Below are 17,439 nucleotides of genomic sequence, written 5' to 3' on the forward strand. Positions count from 1 at the left end.
AGTTTTACTCAAATTCTTTTAAAATATTAGCTAATACTCTCTTTCCTTGTGTATTCACAGGAATTCTAGATACAATTCGCCATTTTTTTGGCAGTATTTCTAAACTATAATAGTCTAACAAGTAGCTTTTTAATTGTCGAGTAAATAGGGCTTTTCCCAGACTATTAAAAGATAACATTCCCTCCTCCGATAGAACTAATAAAGTCCCAACATATTCACGGTAGGATTTACATAAAATACAACTACTATCTTTTATCCATGGATGAAGTTTTAAATAAGTTTCCATTGCCGATAAAGATAGCCTTTTCCCAGCTAATTTTACTATACGGTCTACTCTTCCTATTAAAGTAAAGCTATTGTTTTCTTTTAGTTCAACTTTATCAGCCATAAGTTGCTCACTATTAGAAAAGAAATTAGATTTCACTATTAATTGTGAATTTATATCGGTGCTAATATCTACTCCATAGAAACATTTCCAGTCTGGCTGCTCTAACTGTTTTCTGTAAGCAATAACACCAGTTTCAGTACTTCCATATACTTCTAATACTTCTTTTTTATATTTATTAAAGAAAGATAAGGCATCTTCTCTACTTAAAGTGCTTGCAGATGAAAGTACTAAAGTATCATCGCCTATAATACTAGGTTTATCTAAATGTGAAATCATTATAGGAGTAGTGACTATTAGAGCGTCGTTTTTAACCAATCTATTAAGTATACCTTCCGGAGAAATTAAACGTTGCGTTTGTATTAAATGTCCACTTAAAAAAGCCCATAAAAAATAAAAGCTAAAACCATATAAGTGTTGATGAGATACAGTAGCATAAACTATAGCTTTTTTTGAAATATAATTATTTAAGCATTTATCTATAGCTGAGCTTTCATTTTCAAGCTCCTTAATAGTACGAGAATAAGCCTGATAGTCTCCACTAGATCCAGAAGTAAAAAATATTGTTTCTGTACATAAGCTTATATCTAATGTTTTATACTTATTAATAAATTTAGAATTAAATTTTACATCTTCATCATAGATAACAATATCATAATATTTTGATAATAGTTCTAATGTCCCAGTTTGATTATTAGGTAATATAACCACTGTTTTTCTAAGTATTTGACAAGCAAACCAAGCACATATAAATAAATAAAAATTATCAATTACTAGTGCAACTCTATCTTTTTCATAAAATTTCTTTTCCCATATAACAGATAGCGTTGTTACATTTTTTATAAAAGTTTTAGAGTCTATTTTTACTTCTTCATCTAAAAAAATAATTTGATCTAAATTCAGATATAGATATTCAAATTGACTAACAAAAGTTAAGTTTTTATTTTTGTTCATAACTTCGTTTTACATACCATCGAAGAATCCACTCTCCAGAAATTAAAATACCTATCAACATATAACTTAAAAGACCGTTATATAGAGTCCATAGAGTTATTGATCCAGTGAGAATAGTTATAATAGAGATAGTCGCATTAAACCCAAAGAAAATACACCAAACTAAAGTCACTTTTCTCGTATATTTTACAACATAACTAGGCAAAGGTTCTTTACTAATTTGCATAGCTATATGCGTAATAAAGCTATATGGCTGAAATAAGGAAAATGTAAATACTCCAAGTAGAGACAAACTTACAAGCACAGGATACAATTGAATAAATATCACATTATTGCTGATCATACCAATAAAAGCTAAAAACATACCCAATAAAGTTAATATAATCCATGTTATGTTATTTTTTTTAAATGATTTTATTGTCAAAAGGCGTAGAAAAAATATAAAAACAATTAATAAACTAAGATAACGTATTGAAAACCATTCTAAACTAAAAAATACGACAAATGGATAAACAATGATCAAGGTTATAACTAATAACTTTATTAATGATCTCATATGGAGTTTTAATTTGCTTGATTCTTAAGCTCTTGATAAATTACTTCTACAACATCTGATACTGTTCTAACAGCTTTAAATTCTTCTGGTTTAAATTTATGCTTAGTAATTGATTGTAGTTGAACAATCAAATCAACCGCATCTATGCTATCAAGATCTAGATCTTCATATAAGCGTGAGTCTAAAGTAATATCATCTATATCTAACTCAAAAAGTTTATGTAAAATTTGTTGAAGCTCTTCAAAGATACCTTCATGAGAAATTTGCATACACACTCCTATTTCTTTTGAGACTCAATAAATTTAGCAAGTGCTGATACTGAGCTAAAGTGATTACGTATCTCATTATTACTAGAGTCTAAAGTAATATTATATCTTTTTTTAATAGCCACACCTAATTCAAGTGCATCAATAGAATCTAATCCTAAACCTTCTCCAAAAAGGGGCTCATCGGATTTTATTTCCTCAGGAGAAATATCTTCAAGATTTAATACCTCGATTATCATCTCTTTAATTTCTTGTTCCATCATAGACATTTTAAATACTATCCTGTATAAATTGTTCCTGTAAATAACGAGTAAGCTGCCTTGCTGCAAGTGATGGTAAGCCATCAGCTTTATTTAGAAAATCTGTAGGATCTATTTTTTCTCCTACAGTTATCTTAAACTTTGGCTGTTTGTCGGGAAGGCTATACCATTTTTTTTGTTTTGTCAAAGTCACCGGTTGACAATCTAGATGAATTAAACGTATTTTAGCTTTAGCTCTTAAAGCTATTTGAGCAGCTCCTCTTTTAAACGTAATTGGTTGACCCGGGACTGTGCGAGTTCCTTCTGGAAACATTAGTAAATTGTTACCTTTAGAAAAAGTATCTTTTATTTGATCAAATGTTTGCTCTGCATCAATATTTGGAATATACCCAGCAATATCTATTAAATTTTTATAAAAAAAATTCTCCCAAAGCTCTTTTTTTACCATATTATCACAACGAGGAAGCTTAGAAACTATTGCTACATAATCAATTAAAGTTGGATGATTAGCTATAAATAGACAACCCTTATCTTCTTTTAATAAATTCATATTTTCAAATTTAAAGCGTATAACACCTAGATTATGAACTATAAAAATAAATATTCTAAAAGTAACATAAACAGCATGTTGCGCTACTGTCTTTTGTTTTTCTTTGTTTTTAATTATTAAAGAAATTAAAGGTAAATATATATAGCTTAAGACAAACGCCCCCATACTAAAAAGTACTATGCAAAATCCAGTGCCAAATATTCTCCATAATTTACTTATCTTAGTAATCAAGAACTTAACTCCTTTATTTTAAGCATCGGTAAAACTAATGTTCCTTTTCTATCTCCAAGCAACCAAGCTATAAAAATTAAAGCTGGCGGTATCGCAGTTTTACTAATGTGATTTGTATCAAACTCAATATCTAAAACAATACTAGTTTCTTTATATTCACTACTAATATATAGCGCTAAACCATAATCTAAATCATACTTAACATTAAGTTTACTATATAACTCTGGATTTTTTTCATCAAAAGTGATAAATAATATGTTTTTTTTATCCTTCAATTGAGCTATTGCATCTATTAATCCCATCTGAAAAGTTTCACAACCTGCTGAAATAGAATTAAAAGGGATATTTAAGTTTTTTTGAATGGATAATAAGCCTGAAGAAGTATTATGCACACATTGTGAAAACTTATTTGGTGATAAAACTTCTTTAGCTTTAATTTGCTTAAATAAATCTACTGTATTATGTAATTCTCCATGCTGAGAACAAAAAACACCGGCATTAATATTCTTTTCTTCTAGAAACCCTAAAGCTAATGATAAAGCTATCTTGCTAGCTGTACTACAACGACGGCGAAGCATTGGAGGAATATCATTAACCTTTAAAACTAAATCTCCTTGGGGCTTATTTAAAACAATTGACCATTCTTTCCACTCGTCTGTAGTATTTAAATCGTTTGAAACTGCTTTCCAAGCATTTAAATATAATCTCATAATTTCTAAAAAAAAAATATTTAGATTTATTATGACTAATATAATAATCATATCAACTATAATATATTTTATGAGGGCTTAAATCATAATGATTTTTATTGATAAATATGTAATAATGGGGCAAAAGAATTTGTTTAAAAATTATAATTTAGAAGGAAATTAATATGAAATTAAAATCAATGTTTTCAGTCATAGGTACAATGATTCTAGCTATTTTTTTAGTAAGTTGTGCTCAATCAGTTCATAATTTGAGTGATCAACCAATTCCTGCTCAACTTAATAAAGAGCAGATAAAAGAATCAATAATTGCTGCTGGAAAACAACGTGGTTGGATTATAGGAAATGGTGATCAATCAGATGAGCTTACTGGTAAACTATTGTACAAAGGACACTTTGTTGTAGTTAATATTCCATATTCAGAGCAAGGTTATTCTATCCAATACAAAGACTCTGTCGGTTTAAGTTATGATAAAGTAGAAAACAAAATTGATAGAAGCTACAATAAATGGGTTGAAATATTAAATAAAGATATTCAAACTCAACTTCAATTAAAAGCAAAAAATTCTTAATATGTTAATATCTTAATATTTTTATAATTCTAATAGTTCATAAAAAATACTTCAAACTCTCATAAGCTCAACTAAAGTAGTGATTTTTAAATTTAATTGTGTGATAATCGAATTTAGTTTAATTAAATAACTTTTGAAGAGGTATAACTAAAATGAAAATCAAATCTATATTCATTATCATAAGTACAGTATTACTTTCAGTTTTATTGATAGGCTGTGCTCAAACTGTAAACAATTTAAATGATCAACCTATACCTTCTGAGCTTTCTAAAGATCAGATAAAACAAGCTATTATAGTTGCCGGAAAGCAACGTGGCTGGGTAATAGGTAATAGTAACAAACCAGATGAGCTTACAGGAAAGCTTCTATATAATGGTGATTTTGTTGTTGTCAATATTCCATATTCAGAGCAAGGATACTCTATTCAATATAAAGACTCTGTTGGTTTAGATTATGATAATGTAGAGAATAAAATTGATCGTGATTACAATAGTTGGGTAGGATATTTAAATCAAGATATACAAATACAACTTCAATTAGAAGCTGCTCAAATTAGACACGCTTAATAAATCTAAGGAGATAAAATGAAATTAAAATCTATATTTAGTGTTATCTCTACTATATTACTTTCAGTTTTATTAATAGGTTGTGCTCAAACTGTAAGTAACTTGAATGATCAACCCATACCTGCTGATTTTAGTCAAGAGCAGATAAAAAAAGCTATTATTGATGGTGGTAAGAATCGTGGTTGGATTATTATTCAAAGTGATAAGCCAGATCAACTTATTGGAAGACTTTTATACAAAGGCAAATATTCTGTAACTGTAGATATTCCATATTCAGAAAAAGGCTATTCAATTGAGTATGCAGACTCAGTAGGTTTAGATTATGATAAAGTCGAAAATAAAATTGATAGGCATTATAATAATTGGGTTATCCTTCTTAACCAAGATATTCAAAGGAAACTACTCATTGAAGAAGCTAAAGTTAAAAATTCTTAATTAACTCTCTTAATATCTAGTTTTATTTCTTTATTTAAATTTATTAACTTAACCTCTTTTTCTAAACTAGTTGAAATAGTTATAAAATATTCATCTTGAAACTTATATTGTAATAAATTTAATTTTTCTGGAGTTTGATTTCCTTTACTAAGATACTCTAAAATACTTACACCAAAATATTTAGCAGAGGCCTCTTTTATAGTCCATAACTTATAAAAGTTTTCTATATATGAGTTACTGTCATTTTCTAGCAAGCTATTTTCTTCTAATGAATAAAAGTTTTTTGCTATACTTTTTACATCTCGATTTGAGTTTATTTTTTCAATATCTACACCCACTCTTGAAGAGGATATGGCTCCAACTAACCAGTCTCCACTATGGCTAATATTAAAATCTAAATTAGCATTTTTAAGTGTAGGCCTTTGTGAAGTCTCTATATCAAATTCAAGGTTCTTTGGAGAAAGACTTAGCTTAGATGATAAGCTATCATAACGAAACCATAATGAGCATAATTTAGTTCTTGAAAAATTTTCTATTTTATTAGAATTAAAAACTTTATTTAAAATAAAATAATTTTTTACTTCTTCAATATCCACGCTTGGTAAGTGATAAAAATAAAGCTCTATTATTTCCATTTTTTAAATATTAATGAAGTGTTGACACCACCAAAAGCAAAGTTATTTGACATAATATAATCTACATCTAAATTTACAGATGATTGTAGATAATTAAGAGGTGAGCATTTTGGATCAATATTCTGAAGGTTTGCATTTGCTAAAAGCATACTTTTTCTCATCATTTCTATACTTAACCAAGACTCTAAAGCTCCACAAGCTCCAAGAGTATGTCCAAAATATCCCTTCAAAGAACTAATAGGAGTATTTGGTCCAAAAATATTAGCTGTTGCCTGACTCTCAGCAATATCTCCTCGTTCAGTAGCTGTGCCATGAGCATTAATATAACCAATATCATTAGCATTTAGATTTGCATTTTTTAAAGCTAACTCTAAAGCTTTTTGCATTTTTTCTGCTGTTGGCTGTGTAACATGGACTGCATCACAATTAGTCCCAAAACCAACAATCTCAGCATAGATTTTTGCTCCTCTTTGCTCTGCGTGTTCTAAAGACTCTAATATTAAAGTCACTCCACCCTCTCCTAAGACTAATCCATCACGATCTCTATCAAAAGGTCTAGGTGTAAACTCTGGGTGTTCATTCATTTGACTAGTAGCATACAATGTATCAAAAACAGCTACCTGACTTGGGCACAACTCTTCAGCACCACCAGCTATCATAATATCTTGAAGACCATACTTAATAGCTTCATAAGCATAGCCTATAGCTTGACTACTTGATGTACAAGCACTTGAAGTTGGAATTAAGCGACCAGTCAGCCCAAAAAATAAAGCTATATTGACAGCACAAGTATGACTCATACCCTTAATATATGTTGTCGCATTAACATTATTTACGCTATTATCAGTAAGGATAGATGTTAACTCTGCTAATGGCTTAGTACTGCCAGAACATGAACCATAAGCCACGCCAACACTACCACTACTTAATAAATCTTCTTGACCTAATAAATTAGCATCTTTCAAGGCATTCTCTGTTGCTACAGTAGCAAATTTAGCTACTCTACCCATTCCTCGAGTTTGCTTTCTTTTATAATGTTCTGGAATTTGAAAATCCTCAATAGGTGCTCCAAGCTGAGTATTTAACCCTTTAATATTATGCCATTGAGCAATATTTCTAGTAGCCGTTTTACCTTGTTGTATAGCTGTAAAAATATCATCTGCTGTATTTCCTAATGCAGTTACCCCAGCCATACCTGTAACAACCACTCTACGCACTATATAAGTCCTCCATTAACTGAAATAACTTGACGAGTGATATACGCTGCTGAATCAGACATTAGGTATTCTACTAAGCTTGCAACCTCATCAACTTTTCCTGCTCTTTTCATAGGTATATGTTTTATTATTTCATTGTAGTGTTCTAAATCTTCAGTCATATCTGTTTCTATTAAACCTGGAGCAATACAGTTGACTGTAATTTTACGTTTAGCTAATTCTAAAGCTAAAGCTTTAGTTGCTCCAATAACTCCAGCTTTAGCTGCACTATAGTTAACTTGTCCTCGATTTCCAATAATTCCTGAAACAGAGGCAATAGTTATGATTCTGCCTCCTTTACGTAGCTGAACCATCGGCATTACACAAGGCTTTAGAACATTATAAAATCCATCTAAATTAGTATGTACAACATTTTTCCAATCATTCTCTTCCATTGCAGGAAATGCAACATCTTTACATATACCTGCATTATTTACTACGCCATAAAAAGCACCATTCTGAGAAATATATGATTCTAATATATTTTCACATTGTTCAGTATTTAATATATCAAATTGAAGTATATCCGACTGTCCACCTAAAGACTTTATCTGCTCTTGAGTATCTAAAGCTCCATGATAATCATTGTTATAATGTAAAGTTATATGAGTATTACTATTCGCAAGCCTTAAAGCTATTGCTTTTCCTATACCCTTACTAGCACCTGTAACTAAAACCTTTTTCATATCTAATCCCTTGTTAATATTTTTGCTACTTCAGCGTTATCTCGTGGCTGATATGCACTAATAGTTATACTTGCTGTAACTTTACCATTAACTTCTATCTTAGCTTTAAAGACTCCAACTCCATCCTCAATTAATAGAGATTCAGAATAAATATCTAATGATTCATTTTCAAGGTATTCTAAAACCTCAGTTTTATATTGTCTAATACTCATTAAAAATGCAACTTGAGGTTCTTTATTTATAGAAGATTGTTTTTCTAAAGCATCTAACTTTGCAAAAGTTGCTGAAGTTTGAGCCATAATTTCAACAGCTATCCAGTGAGGGACACTTTTTCTTTTATCACAAAAAAATAAGTGATCAGATGTGATTTTGGCCTGACAATGAATAATATTGTTATTAAAATCTAAACATTTATCAATCATTCTCATTGGAGGTTTTTGAGGGATTAATATATCTAAATCATACATACTTGCTACTCCCAATTATAACGCTAACATTACTACCTCCAAAAGCAAAAGAGTTACTCATAAAGTATGGAGAAATCCAGGTAATTTCAGTAGTAATAATTCCTATATCAGAAATTAAATTTTCTGCTGTATTATATTGTTTTGGCAATATTCTAGTAGGATTATATTTACTAGACAACAAAAGCCAACATAATCCCAATTCCGTAGCCCCTGCAGCACCTAAAGTATGCCCTGTTAAATTCTTTGTTGAAGAACAAGGTAAATTGTCATTAAAAATATTTAAAACAGCTTCTCTTTCCATTTCATCATTTTTAATAGTTGCGGTTCCATGTAAATTTAAATAACCAATATCTTTAGAAAAAAGCCCAGCCATTTCTAAAGCTTGTACCATAGCTAATCGCGCACCCTTACCAGTTGGATCTGGTGCTGTAATATGATAGCCATCAGAGGATTCTCCAACTCCCATCAAACTAATTTCACTAGGTTCTTTTGATAGTATAAATAATGCTGCACCTTCGCCAATATTTATTCCGTCTCTATTAACATTAAATGGCTTACATACATTTTCAGATACAGATTCTAAGCAATCAAAACCATTTAGGGTCAGCTGACATAAAGTATCACATCCCCCAACAATTACTGCATCACACATACCCTGCTCTATTAATCTTTTTGCACTAGCGAATGCTTTACCACTTGATGAACAAGCTGTTGAAATTGTATAAGCAATACTGTTTAAACCTAAATATGCTTTTAAAAAATTACTTATACCACCAGTCTCTTGTTGTTTGTAACTATATTCTTCTGGAAAGTGCCCATTCTCTTCATTATAAATAAAAGCTTTCTCTCCATTATCTATTCCTGAAGTACTTGTTCCTAAAACAATTCCTACTCTATTTTGACCGTATTTAGTAATTATTTGCTCTATAGTTGATTGAATTTGTAAACAAGCATGTAATAACATTCTATTATTTCGACAATCATATTCAGATAAGTTAGAAGGTATCAGAGGTAGATTTGATTTCACACTTCCGACAAGAGTTTTACGTCCTGAAATGAGATTTTTAGATTCAGTAACTCCTGTTTGATTTTTATGTAATGCTTCAATAACTGAGTTTTTATCATCTCCTAAAGCATTAATAATACCCAAATCGTTAAGATATACCATTAATCTATTTAAATTCTACACTAAGTTTATATAACAAAAATTGTATCATATGTAAGGAGTGAGTTCTATTTAACCTCAGTTCGAAATTATTTCATAATTAGGCTTTTATAATTATTAAGGAGCTGCCTTAGTTAATTTTATTTTAGATTTTCTCTAACTCAATGTCTAATTAAATGTTCTCTAGGAATTTCACAAATAACTCAAATATCACAACCTAATATTCCTTCAGGCTCTAGTTTTATTATAATTGTTGATAACAAATTATTAACAGTGAAAATGTCTATATTTAATTTAAAAATATTCATTATATCTTTTGTAAAGGTATTTAATATCAACTTCTTATCAGAATATTCATTACAAATTATTTTTTCTCTTTTACCTGGTCTATTAATAACTAATTTGACTATATTTTCATCAATATTTAAAAAAATTTTTTCATCAAGGGTTGTATTTTGATACAATTCAGCAAAACTTAAAAAAATTACTAAATAATTGTAATAATAGATTTCAGTTATTCCTGAACTAGTAATTAGCAAAGTTCCATTATTAATGAATGTAGATAAGTCCTCTTTTAATTTATTTTCAAGATTAACTGGAATATTAAAGTTCATATTTTTTGATATAACAGCAGATATATATTCTTTAAAATAAGAATTTCTTCCGTTAACAAGAAAACTATTTATAAATCTTCTCAGTATTTTTATCATAATAGTTTGAATTCCATGATTCACTAAGTTAATCTGTTGGCTTTTTCCATATAAGACTTTTTTATACGTAATATCTTGAGCTATTCCTAAAATACCAATAATTTTATTTTTTTCATCAAAAATTGGAATTTTTTCAGTTTTTATCCATAATAATTGATGAAATGGAAGAAGATACTCAGATAAGTGAGATCTTCCTGTATTTAAAACATATAGATCATCGCTTTTAAATGCCTCAGCTTGTGCTTTACCCCACTCAAACTCATCATCTTTCTTACCAACAGCCTCGTTGTGTTTTAATTTACTTAAATCACAAAGATTATTACTTAAAAATATATATTTTGAATTTAAGTCTTTTACGAAAACATAAACATCATTACTACTTATATTCCTGATAGAATTGAATATTGGAGAATCTAAATACTTTTGCATATTATGTCCTTATAATTTCTTTTAACTTAGATATTAACAAATTTATATCACTAAATTTATGGCTAGCTGAAAAAGTGATTCTTAATATTGCTTTAGATTTTTCAACAACCGGATATACTGCACATGTTACAAGTATTCCTTCTGCTTTTAATAATTTATAATATTTTATAGCTTTATCCTCATTTCCAACAAATATAATACGGAAAGGTAAAAAACTATTAGAATATTTATTGAAAACGAAATTATCTATTTTTTTATCAAAAAAAGCTAAATTTGACTTTAATTTTTGCTGTAATTTTTGTATTTTTTTAGATAAATGGATATCACAAGCTTTATTAAGTATCTCCAGTGTGGGAATTGATAAAGGCCCTGAAAATGTATAAGTAGTACAATATGTTATAATAAAATCAACTTGTTCTTGATAAGGCATTAGCACAACCCCACCCTGTCCTCCAAATCCCTTAGTTAGTGACGTAGATATAAATACCCTTTTATTCATTTTATAATTAAGCTCTTGTAAAACATACCCACTTCCATGATTTCCTAATATCGACATACTGTGTGCATCATCAAAATAAACGTAACCTTTAAACTTATTGATTAAATTTATTATTTCTTTTATAGGATAGATTTTACCCATAGAACCAACACTGTCCATAATTATAAAAGGAGTTTCATTTTCCTTATATTTCTTTTCTAAGATTAATGATAATTTATCTGTATCTAATGCATCTATAAGCTCAACTTCGCAAAACTGTTTTATAATTCCTATAAGGATTTTTAAAGATTGATGTGAGTATTTATCTATTAAACAAGTTAATTTAGTTTTTGCTGTAATTTTTGGAAATGACTTAGAAAATAATAAAGGAATAATTCCTAAATGTGCTGTATGTAAATTTTGGAATAATACTGGATGATATGGATAAAAAATATTTGAAAACTTTTTTAATACTTTTTTTTCCTCTTTAGATATACATCTTGTTCTAGAGCTTGAAAATAGAAATCCTTGAGAGTCTATGGATTTACTTTTCTTAATTGCATTAGTTAGCCTTTTATTATTATGTAATCCGAGGTAAGAGCAAGAAATAAACTCTAGATATTCTTTATTATCAGTTAGTGTAATTCTTTTTTTTTCACTTTTTATATATGTATTACGTGCGCAATCGTAACTAATCTCTAAGTTCTTATCTGATTGATTTAACCTTTTTATAAGCCAGTTTTTATTAACTTCCATATATAAATTTACTTATTAAATATATATCACTATACTAAAATCGCAACTCTATTGCAAAGATTTACAAAGTGGCATAACTTTTCATAAAAGATCTTTATTTCTGACAAACTTCGGCCTTTAATATTTGCGTAAAATTATACCGTTTATTATTCTTTTTATTTATTACTATTGTCCACAAATCCTTATTAGAAATAATATCTAACTTGTCTTTTGCTCTAGTAATCCCTGTATATAGTAATTCTCGTGAAAGCACCTTATTAGATTCATTTGGTAAAATAATACAAACTCTTTCAAATTCTGAACCTTGAGTTTTATGTATTGTCATAGCATAGACAGTTTCAAACTTTGGTAAAGTATTTATCATAAAGCTAACATCCTTATTTTCAAAATAAGCCATATTATTCCAAATCACACCTACATCGCCATTAAATAAATTCTGAGAATAACTATTCTCAACTATCATTATTGGCTTACCATGATAAATATCTTTATTATTTTTGCCCAAGATCTTTGCTATCTTATCATTAAGATTTATCGTACCCACATTCAGTTCTCTATTTGCGACTAATATTCTAAATCTCTTTAGATATTCTAATGCTTCTTCTGGTGTCTCTTTTTTGTAAAGCTCTTTATAGTAAGCTTTCACAAAACTATTTAGATATTCATCAAGCCTACTTAAATTATAAAAACTTATACTTTCATCTAATTCTTGAGAAGTATCTCCAGCTAGAACTTTATTTGCTAAATTATTTATAGCTTTATTAGAACGATAGTTTTTCTCTAGCTTTGTAACATAATCGAAGCTATTTCCAAACTTAACCTCTTCATTGCATATTTGCTGTATTAATTTTGCAACCTTATTTGAAAATATATTGTTTGATACTCCTTCAGTTAGATTACTTAGTATACTTCCCACTTCAACTGAAGGTAGCTGGTTGATATCACCTATAAGAATAAGTTTTGTATTATCTTTTAATACTCTTATAAGCTTTATGAAAATATTAATATCCAACATAGATGCCTCATCAATTACAACCACATCAAAAGACGCCCTAAAATCAGCGCTATACTTTAGTCGTTTTGAGTTGGGCACAATTCCTAAAAATCTATGTATCGTGCTAGCTTCCTCTGGGATTGAATTATATAAGTCTTCCTCTAAACTCAAATTCTCTTTTAACTTTAATTTTGTATTTAGAATAGATTCTGTAAGTCTCTGAGCTGCTTTACCTGTTGGAGCTAATAATGCTATCTTTTGATCTGCGCCATTTAACATCTGAAAAGCTAGAAGCAACTTAGTGACTGTTGTAGTTTTACCAGTTCCTGGACCGCCTGATATTATACTAAACTCACGAACCAAGCTATTTATAACTGCTATTTCCTGCCAGTCTTGGTAATTCTTAGACTCATTTTCTCTAGGAAATAGTTTATTCAAGGTTTCGGTAAACTTATCTATATCAACATAGTCTAAATTTGCTTTTATTTTTTCTTTTAGAAAAGCTGCTATTTCATTTTCAAATTGCCATATTCTTTTAATATATAAACAACCAAAAGCATAGTGAATTGGACTATTTTTGAAATCTAATGTTTTAAGTAGATTTTCTATTTCACTTTCATCTGGAAAGCTGTAACCCTCGATCTTTTCTAAGTTATCATCTTCAAGCTGTTGCCATAGGTTTTTATTAGCGATACTTCTAATATCTAAACAACTACGCCCCTCTCTATAAGATGACATCAATGCAACTAGTAAATGAAATAATAAGCTCTTACTATTTTGATCGGTTAACTTAAAAAAATGAGATGTCTCTTTTGCAAAGAAAAAATCTATTGGCTCAATATCTGCTAAATTATTTTTACATTCTAATAAATTTCTATACATCATTAGCTCCTGTAAAAATACTATCCATTTTTTCTAAAGTACTTCTCTCTATCTTAGTTTTATAAACACCAAAACCATCCTTAAAGCCTCTAAGATAAAAATAATAAACTCCACCAAAATGCTTATCAAAACTGTAGCTTGGTAGATTACTTGAAAGGTATCTGTGCAGTGCCACACTATAGATAAGGTATTGCAAATCGTAGAAGCTATCCTGATTTTTCTGCCTCATTTTTTCTTGAGAATAATCCTCTAAAGAATCTCCCAAATAATTAGACTTATAATCTGCAACATAATATTTACCGTTATATTCAAATATTAAATCTATAAAACCATGCAACATACCAAAAACTTTCTGATTACTAAGCTTATCGTAATCTATTTCTCTCCCTCTATACTCTCCTAAAGCTTTTATAATATTGGTTTTATAAAGCTTCTTATTTGTAACTGGGAAGTAGAATTCTGCTTCTTTCAATGTTTTTGAATTTAGAATGTCTTTTAAGCAAAAGCTAGACGTATGTAAAACACTCTTATTATCATCAAAAAGTTCGCCTTGAAAATTACTTTCTTTTTGCACTAAAGAGGATTGTTGCTCTATTTCACTAATTGGTGCAGTTAAACACTCTTCCAACCAGCTTTTTAGATTATTAAAATCTTCTGCAGCAACTACCTTATATCTATTCATTTGCTCTTGTAAAAGAGTATCATCTATTTCACCTGTGCTAAAATCTGTATGTTCCAAAACATTATGCAAAATATTACCAATGTCTGCTCCTTTGGTAGCTGTAAATCTAAATTCTAACTTTTGCTGTATTTCTTGAGCTTTATCATCCTCTGACTCATCATTTTCTTTTTCTAATATTATATTTTGAGGCTTTGACTTAGATATTTTAGAAAAAGATAACATTTCCCAATTATCATTTTCTAGCTTGTGTATTTGACTAGCTTTTAGCTCTTGATTTGCCACATTATAGCTAGTATGTTGTATTTCTATGCTTTGAAAATTATTTATCTCTAAAAGCAAACTTTGGTTAGCTGGATTGTTTGTGATTTTTTGAACCTTCTCTAGCCAGTCTTCATCTTTTTTATAATTCACGAATTGTGCCAATGGACTATTATATGAGTCATCACTTGGAATTTTAGCAGCGCCCTTTTTAGATTGGTATTTAGCCACTCCAATATAGCATCTATGTTCAGCACGAGTAACTGCCACATAGAAAAGTCTCATAAGCTCTTCTACAGCTTCATTATCAACAATGTCTTTTATAGAATCATCTTTACCAATCTTATAAACTGTTTGAGCTAATTCTTTATCATAGTATTTATTTACTTTATCTAGCAGAAACTTCTTACTACTTACATAACTTGCAAATGGTATAAATACAATAGGATACTCAAGCCCCTTCGATCCGTGGATTGTGATTATTTTTATCAAATTATCATTACTTTCCAATCTTAACTCACCCTCTAAATCAGTATCACTTTTTATCTGTTGGCGATACCATTTGATAAGCTGATTGGGATGTTTATATTTATTTTCAGCTACTTTTATAAGCTCTGCTAAATGTAAAACATTTGTAATTACTCTTTGTTTATTTTCTGTTCGCTGAATAAAACTCTCATGTAAAATCTGCATAATGAAAGACATAAAACCATATTTATGCCATTTATCTCTTAGCCCTTTTGCATAGTCAATTTGTCTACCCCACTCCTCTATTTTTTCTTCATCAAAATAAGCTAAAAACTTTTCAGCACTTCCACCTAACAGGCTTGTTGATAGAGCTTTCTTTAATAAATACTTATTCTCAAGCTCATTTATTCCTTCCATTAAAAATAGGATTTCTTGAGCCTCTTGGCTTTTATAAACATTATCTCTTTGACTTAGATAAACTGAACTTAGATTTTTTTGTTGTAATGCCTGTTGTATAACCTTTGCTTGTTTACCATTCTCAACAAGTATTGCAATATCACTCTCTGTTACTTTTTTAGAACTTAGTAGTCTAACAATTTCATTAGCAGTCCAAGCCGATAATTTGGTATCAATATCATTTTTATTATCATCTTCTGCCACATCATAATAGAAGTAATTTATTGGCTGAAAATTATCATCAAAAACTTTATTTTTACTATCTGCATTTGGCGATGCCTTAACAGTTTGATAATCAATACCCTCACTAAAAATATCCTTACCAACAGCACCATCAATCTCATAATCATCTTTATAAAAAAGCCTATTATAAGCTTTTATCATTTGGCTAGTTGAGCGCCAGTTAGTATCCATACTCCAGTGATTTTCTGCTGGACAACTAGCCTTCGCTTTTAGGTATGTAAATATATCACCACCTCTGAAGCCATAGATAGCTTGCTTAGGATCACCTATCATTAGCAACATTAGCTCTTCTTTAGATGTCGGATAAATTGTATCTAGTATTTGATATTGCTCAGCATCTGTATCTTGAAACTCATCTATAAGAGCTACAGGATATTGTGTTTGTAGAGTTTTCACTATGTCAGTAGAGGTCTGTACACTTTGACATAGCTTTGTAATCAGATCATTAAAATCTAAAACGCCTTTCTGTTCTTTAGCTTTGATAAAGTTTTTACGAATTTGTGAACATGATTGTTGGATAAATTGAGTTTGCTTAAACTCTGTATAATCCTCTGCTAAGCTAATCATTTTTTTTAAAGAAATTGATATAAGATCTTTATATATTGCTTTTAAATTACCTTTAGTAATCAAGTAAGCATCTTTAGGAATAGCAATATCATTAGAATCTAGCCACATTAAGACTCTTTCAAAACTTTGCCTAAAACCTTTTTGATCGATATATTCGTCTATTTCAGTATTTAAGCCATTAGTTATATTTACTTTAATTTCTCTTTTATAATGCTCAATATCATTTTTAAAAACTTCTTTACTAGTTAAAATCTCATAGTTAGACTTAACAACATTCCATAAACCATTTCTGCCTAAAAACTTCTCTGGGGTATGCAATTTAAAGGCTTTTAGATACTCATAATTCTCTTGATTATTATTTATATTATTCCTAAAAAAATCCTCTACCACTTTTTGCAAAATATCAGATGTATCAACTTCCATTGAGACATCCATCTCTATACCACTAGTAAAAGCTTGCTCACTTAAAACCTTCTTACAGAAACCATGAATAGTAAAAATTGCAGCCTCATCAATCTCTAATAATGCTCTTTTAAGATATTTATAATTTTCTTCTGATAAAACTTCTTTGCCCGATTTGTGATTCCTGATTACATCTCTTAACTTAGACTCGACTCTACCAATAATTTCTTGTGTTGCATCTTTAGTAAATGTCATTACCAATATTTGACTTGGTAATAGTTTCTTCTCAAGCAAAAGCCTAACATATAGCTCTGTAATATTATAAGTCTTACCAGTACCAGCACTTGCTTCGATTATGTGTCGACCATTTAAAGGTATTGTTTTTGTATCTAGATTTTTCATTTATCTATAACTTTAATATTA

Annotated in this window: 18 protein-coding genes; 3 read left to right on the forward strand and 15 right to left on the reverse strand. The window is 29.3% G+C overall.

The features are described 5' to 3' along the window. Window positions 1-4 precede the first annotated feature (4 nt). The 6 genes from KX01_RS06675 to KX01_RS06700 all read right to left on the reverse strand — a co-directional run bounded on the left by KX01_RS06675 (window position 5) and on the right by KX01_RS06700 (window position 3,912). Window positions 5-1,339, reverse strand: a complete 1,335-nt coding sequence (locus tag KX01_RS06675) for an acyl-CoA synthetase family protein (RefSeq protein ID WP_083578910.1) — start codon at window positions 1,337-1,339, stop codon at window positions 5-7. Continuing rightward, window positions 1,326-1,895, reverse strand: a complete 570-nt coding sequence (locus tag KX01_RS06680) for a COG4648 family protein (RefSeq protein WP_071664246.1) — start codon at window positions 1,893-1,895, stop codon at window positions 1,326-1,328. Before KX01_RS06680 ends, KX01_RS06675 begins: the two co-directional genes overlap by 14 nt. A gap of 8 nt (window positions 1,896-1,903) precedes the next feature. Continuing rightward, window positions 1,904-2,164 (reverse strand): acyl carrier protein, encoded by a 261-nt coding sequence (locus KX01_RS06685; protein WP_071664247.1) that lies wholly within the window; start codon window positions 2,162-2,164, stop codon window positions 1,904-1,906. 8 nt (window positions 2,165-2,172) lie between these two features. Beyond that, window positions 2,173-2,430, reverse strand: a complete 258-nt coding sequence (locus KX01_RS06690) for a phosphopantetheine-binding protein (RefSeq protein WP_071664248.1) — start codon at window positions 2,428-2,430, stop codon at window positions 2,173-2,175. 1 nt (window position 2,431) lies between these two features. Further along, on the reverse strand, window positions 2,432-3,136 hold the full coding sequence (locus tag KX01_RS06695; protein WP_083578944.1) for a lysophospholipid acyltransferase family protein: 705 nt from the start codon (window positions 3,134-3,136) through the stop codon (window positions 2,432-2,434). 62 nt (window positions 3,137-3,198) lie between these two features. Further along, complete coding sequence (locus tag KX01_RS06700) at window positions 3,199-3,912, reverse strand: beta-ketoacyl synthase chain length factor (RefSeq protein ID WP_071664773.1); 714 nt, start codon at window positions 3,910-3,912, stop codon at window positions 3,199-3,201. A 164-nt stretch (window positions 3,913-4,076) separates the two neighbouring features. On the opposite strand from KX01_RS06700, the gene KX01_RS06705 reads away from it, so the two are divergent. The 3 genes from KX01_RS06705 (at window position 4,077) to KX01_RS06715 (ending at window position 5,482) form a co-directional block, all read left to right on the forward strand. Then, window positions 4,077-4,481 carry a hypothetical protein gene (locus KX01_RS06705; protein WP_071664250.1) on the forward strand — a complete coding sequence of 135 codons (405 nt, stop codon included), beginning with the start codon at window positions 4,077-4,079 and terminating at the stop codon, window positions 4,479-4,481. Window positions 4,482-4,633: 152 nt separating this feature from the next. After that, window positions 4,634-5,047, forward strand: coding sequence for a hypothetical protein (locus KX01_RS06710; RefSeq protein WP_071664251.1), 414 nt, complete (start codon window positions 4,634-4,636; stop codon window positions 5,045-5,047). A gap of 18 nt (window positions 5,048-5,065) precedes the next feature. After that, window positions 5,066-5,482, forward strand: a complete 417-nt coding sequence (locus tag KX01_RS06715; RefSeq protein WP_071664252.1) for a hypothetical protein — start codon at window positions 5,066-5,068, stop codon at window positions 5,480-5,482. Here the strand turns inward: KX01_RS06715 and KX01_RS06720 are convergent. The 9 genes from KX01_RS06720 to recB all read right to left on the reverse strand — a co-directional run bounded on the left by KX01_RS06720 (window position 5,479) and on the right by recB (window position 17,418). Beyond that, the gene (locus tag KX01_RS06720) at window positions 5,479-6,117 is read right to left on the reverse strand and encodes a 4'-phosphopantetheinyl transferase family protein (RefSeq protein ID WP_071664253.1); all 639 of its coding nucleotides are present in this window, start codon (window positions 6,115-6,117) and stop codon (window positions 5,479-5,481) included. The two genes, KX01_RS06715 and KX01_RS06720, sit on opposite strands and share 4 nt — an antisense overlap. Further along, the gene (locus tag KX01_RS06725) at window positions 6,108-7,334 is read right to left on the reverse strand and encodes a beta-ketoacyl-ACP synthase (RefSeq protein WP_083578912.1); all 1,227 of its coding nucleotides are present in this window, start codon (window positions 7,332-7,334) and stop codon (window positions 6,108-6,110) included. The genes KX01_RS06720 and KX01_RS06725 overlap by 10 nt, the downstream gene beginning before the upstream one ends. Then, the gene (fabG, locus tag KX01_RS06730) at window positions 7,334-8,059 is read right to left on the reverse strand and encodes a 3-oxoacyl-ACP reductase FabG (protein ID WP_071664255.1); all 726 of its coding nucleotides are present in this window, start codon (window positions 8,057-8,059) and stop codon (window positions 7,334-7,336) included. The genes KX01_RS06725 and fabG overlap by 1 nt, the downstream gene beginning before the upstream one ends. A gap of 2 nt (window positions 8,060-8,061) precedes the next feature. Beyond that, window positions 8,062-8,526, reverse strand: coding sequence for an ApeP family dehydratase (locus KX01_RS06735; protein ID WP_071664256.1), 465 nt, complete (start codon window positions 8,524-8,526; stop codon window positions 8,062-8,064). Continuing rightward, window positions 8,519-9,694, reverse strand: coding sequence for a beta-ketoacyl-[acyl-carrier-protein] synthase family protein (locus tag KX01_RS06740; protein ID WP_071664257.1), 1,176 nt, complete (start codon window positions 9,692-9,694; stop codon window positions 8,519-8,521). The genes KX01_RS06735 and KX01_RS06740 overlap by 8 nt, the downstream gene beginning before the upstream one ends. A 200-nt stretch (window positions 9,695-9,894) precedes the next feature. Continuing rightward, entirely contained in the window at window positions 9,895-10,830 is a 936-nt protein-coding gene (locus tag KX01_RS06745) for a PAS domain-containing protein (RefSeq protein WP_071664258.1), read from the reverse strand. 1 nt (window position 10,831) lies between these two features. After that, window positions 10,832-12,064 carry an aminotransferase class I/II-fold pyridoxal phosphate-dependent enzyme gene (locus KX01_RS06750; RefSeq protein WP_071664259.1) on the reverse strand — a complete coding sequence of 411 codons (1,233 nt, stop codon included), beginning with the start codon at window positions 12,062-12,064 and terminating at the stop codon, window positions 10,832-10,834. Window positions 12,065-12,158: 94 nt separating this feature from the next. After that, entirely contained in the window at window positions 12,159-13,940 is a 1,782-nt protein-coding gene (gene recD, locus KX01_RS06755) for an exodeoxyribonuclease V subunit alpha (protein WP_071664260.1), read from the reverse strand. Then, complete coding sequence (gene recB, locus KX01_RS06760; RefSeq protein WP_071664261.1) at window positions 13,933-17,418, reverse strand: exodeoxyribonuclease V subunit beta; 3,486 nt, start codon at window positions 17,416-17,418, stop codon at window positions 13,933-13,935. Before recB ends, recD begins: the two co-directional genes overlap by 8 nt. Window positions 17,419-17,439: the final 21 nt, after the last annotated feature.

Origin of the sequence: Francisella frigiditurris, from assembly GCF_001880225.1 — a bacterium.
Lineage (GTDB): Bacteria > Pseudomonadota > Gammaproteobacteria > Francisellales > Francisellaceae > Francisella > Francisella frigiditurris.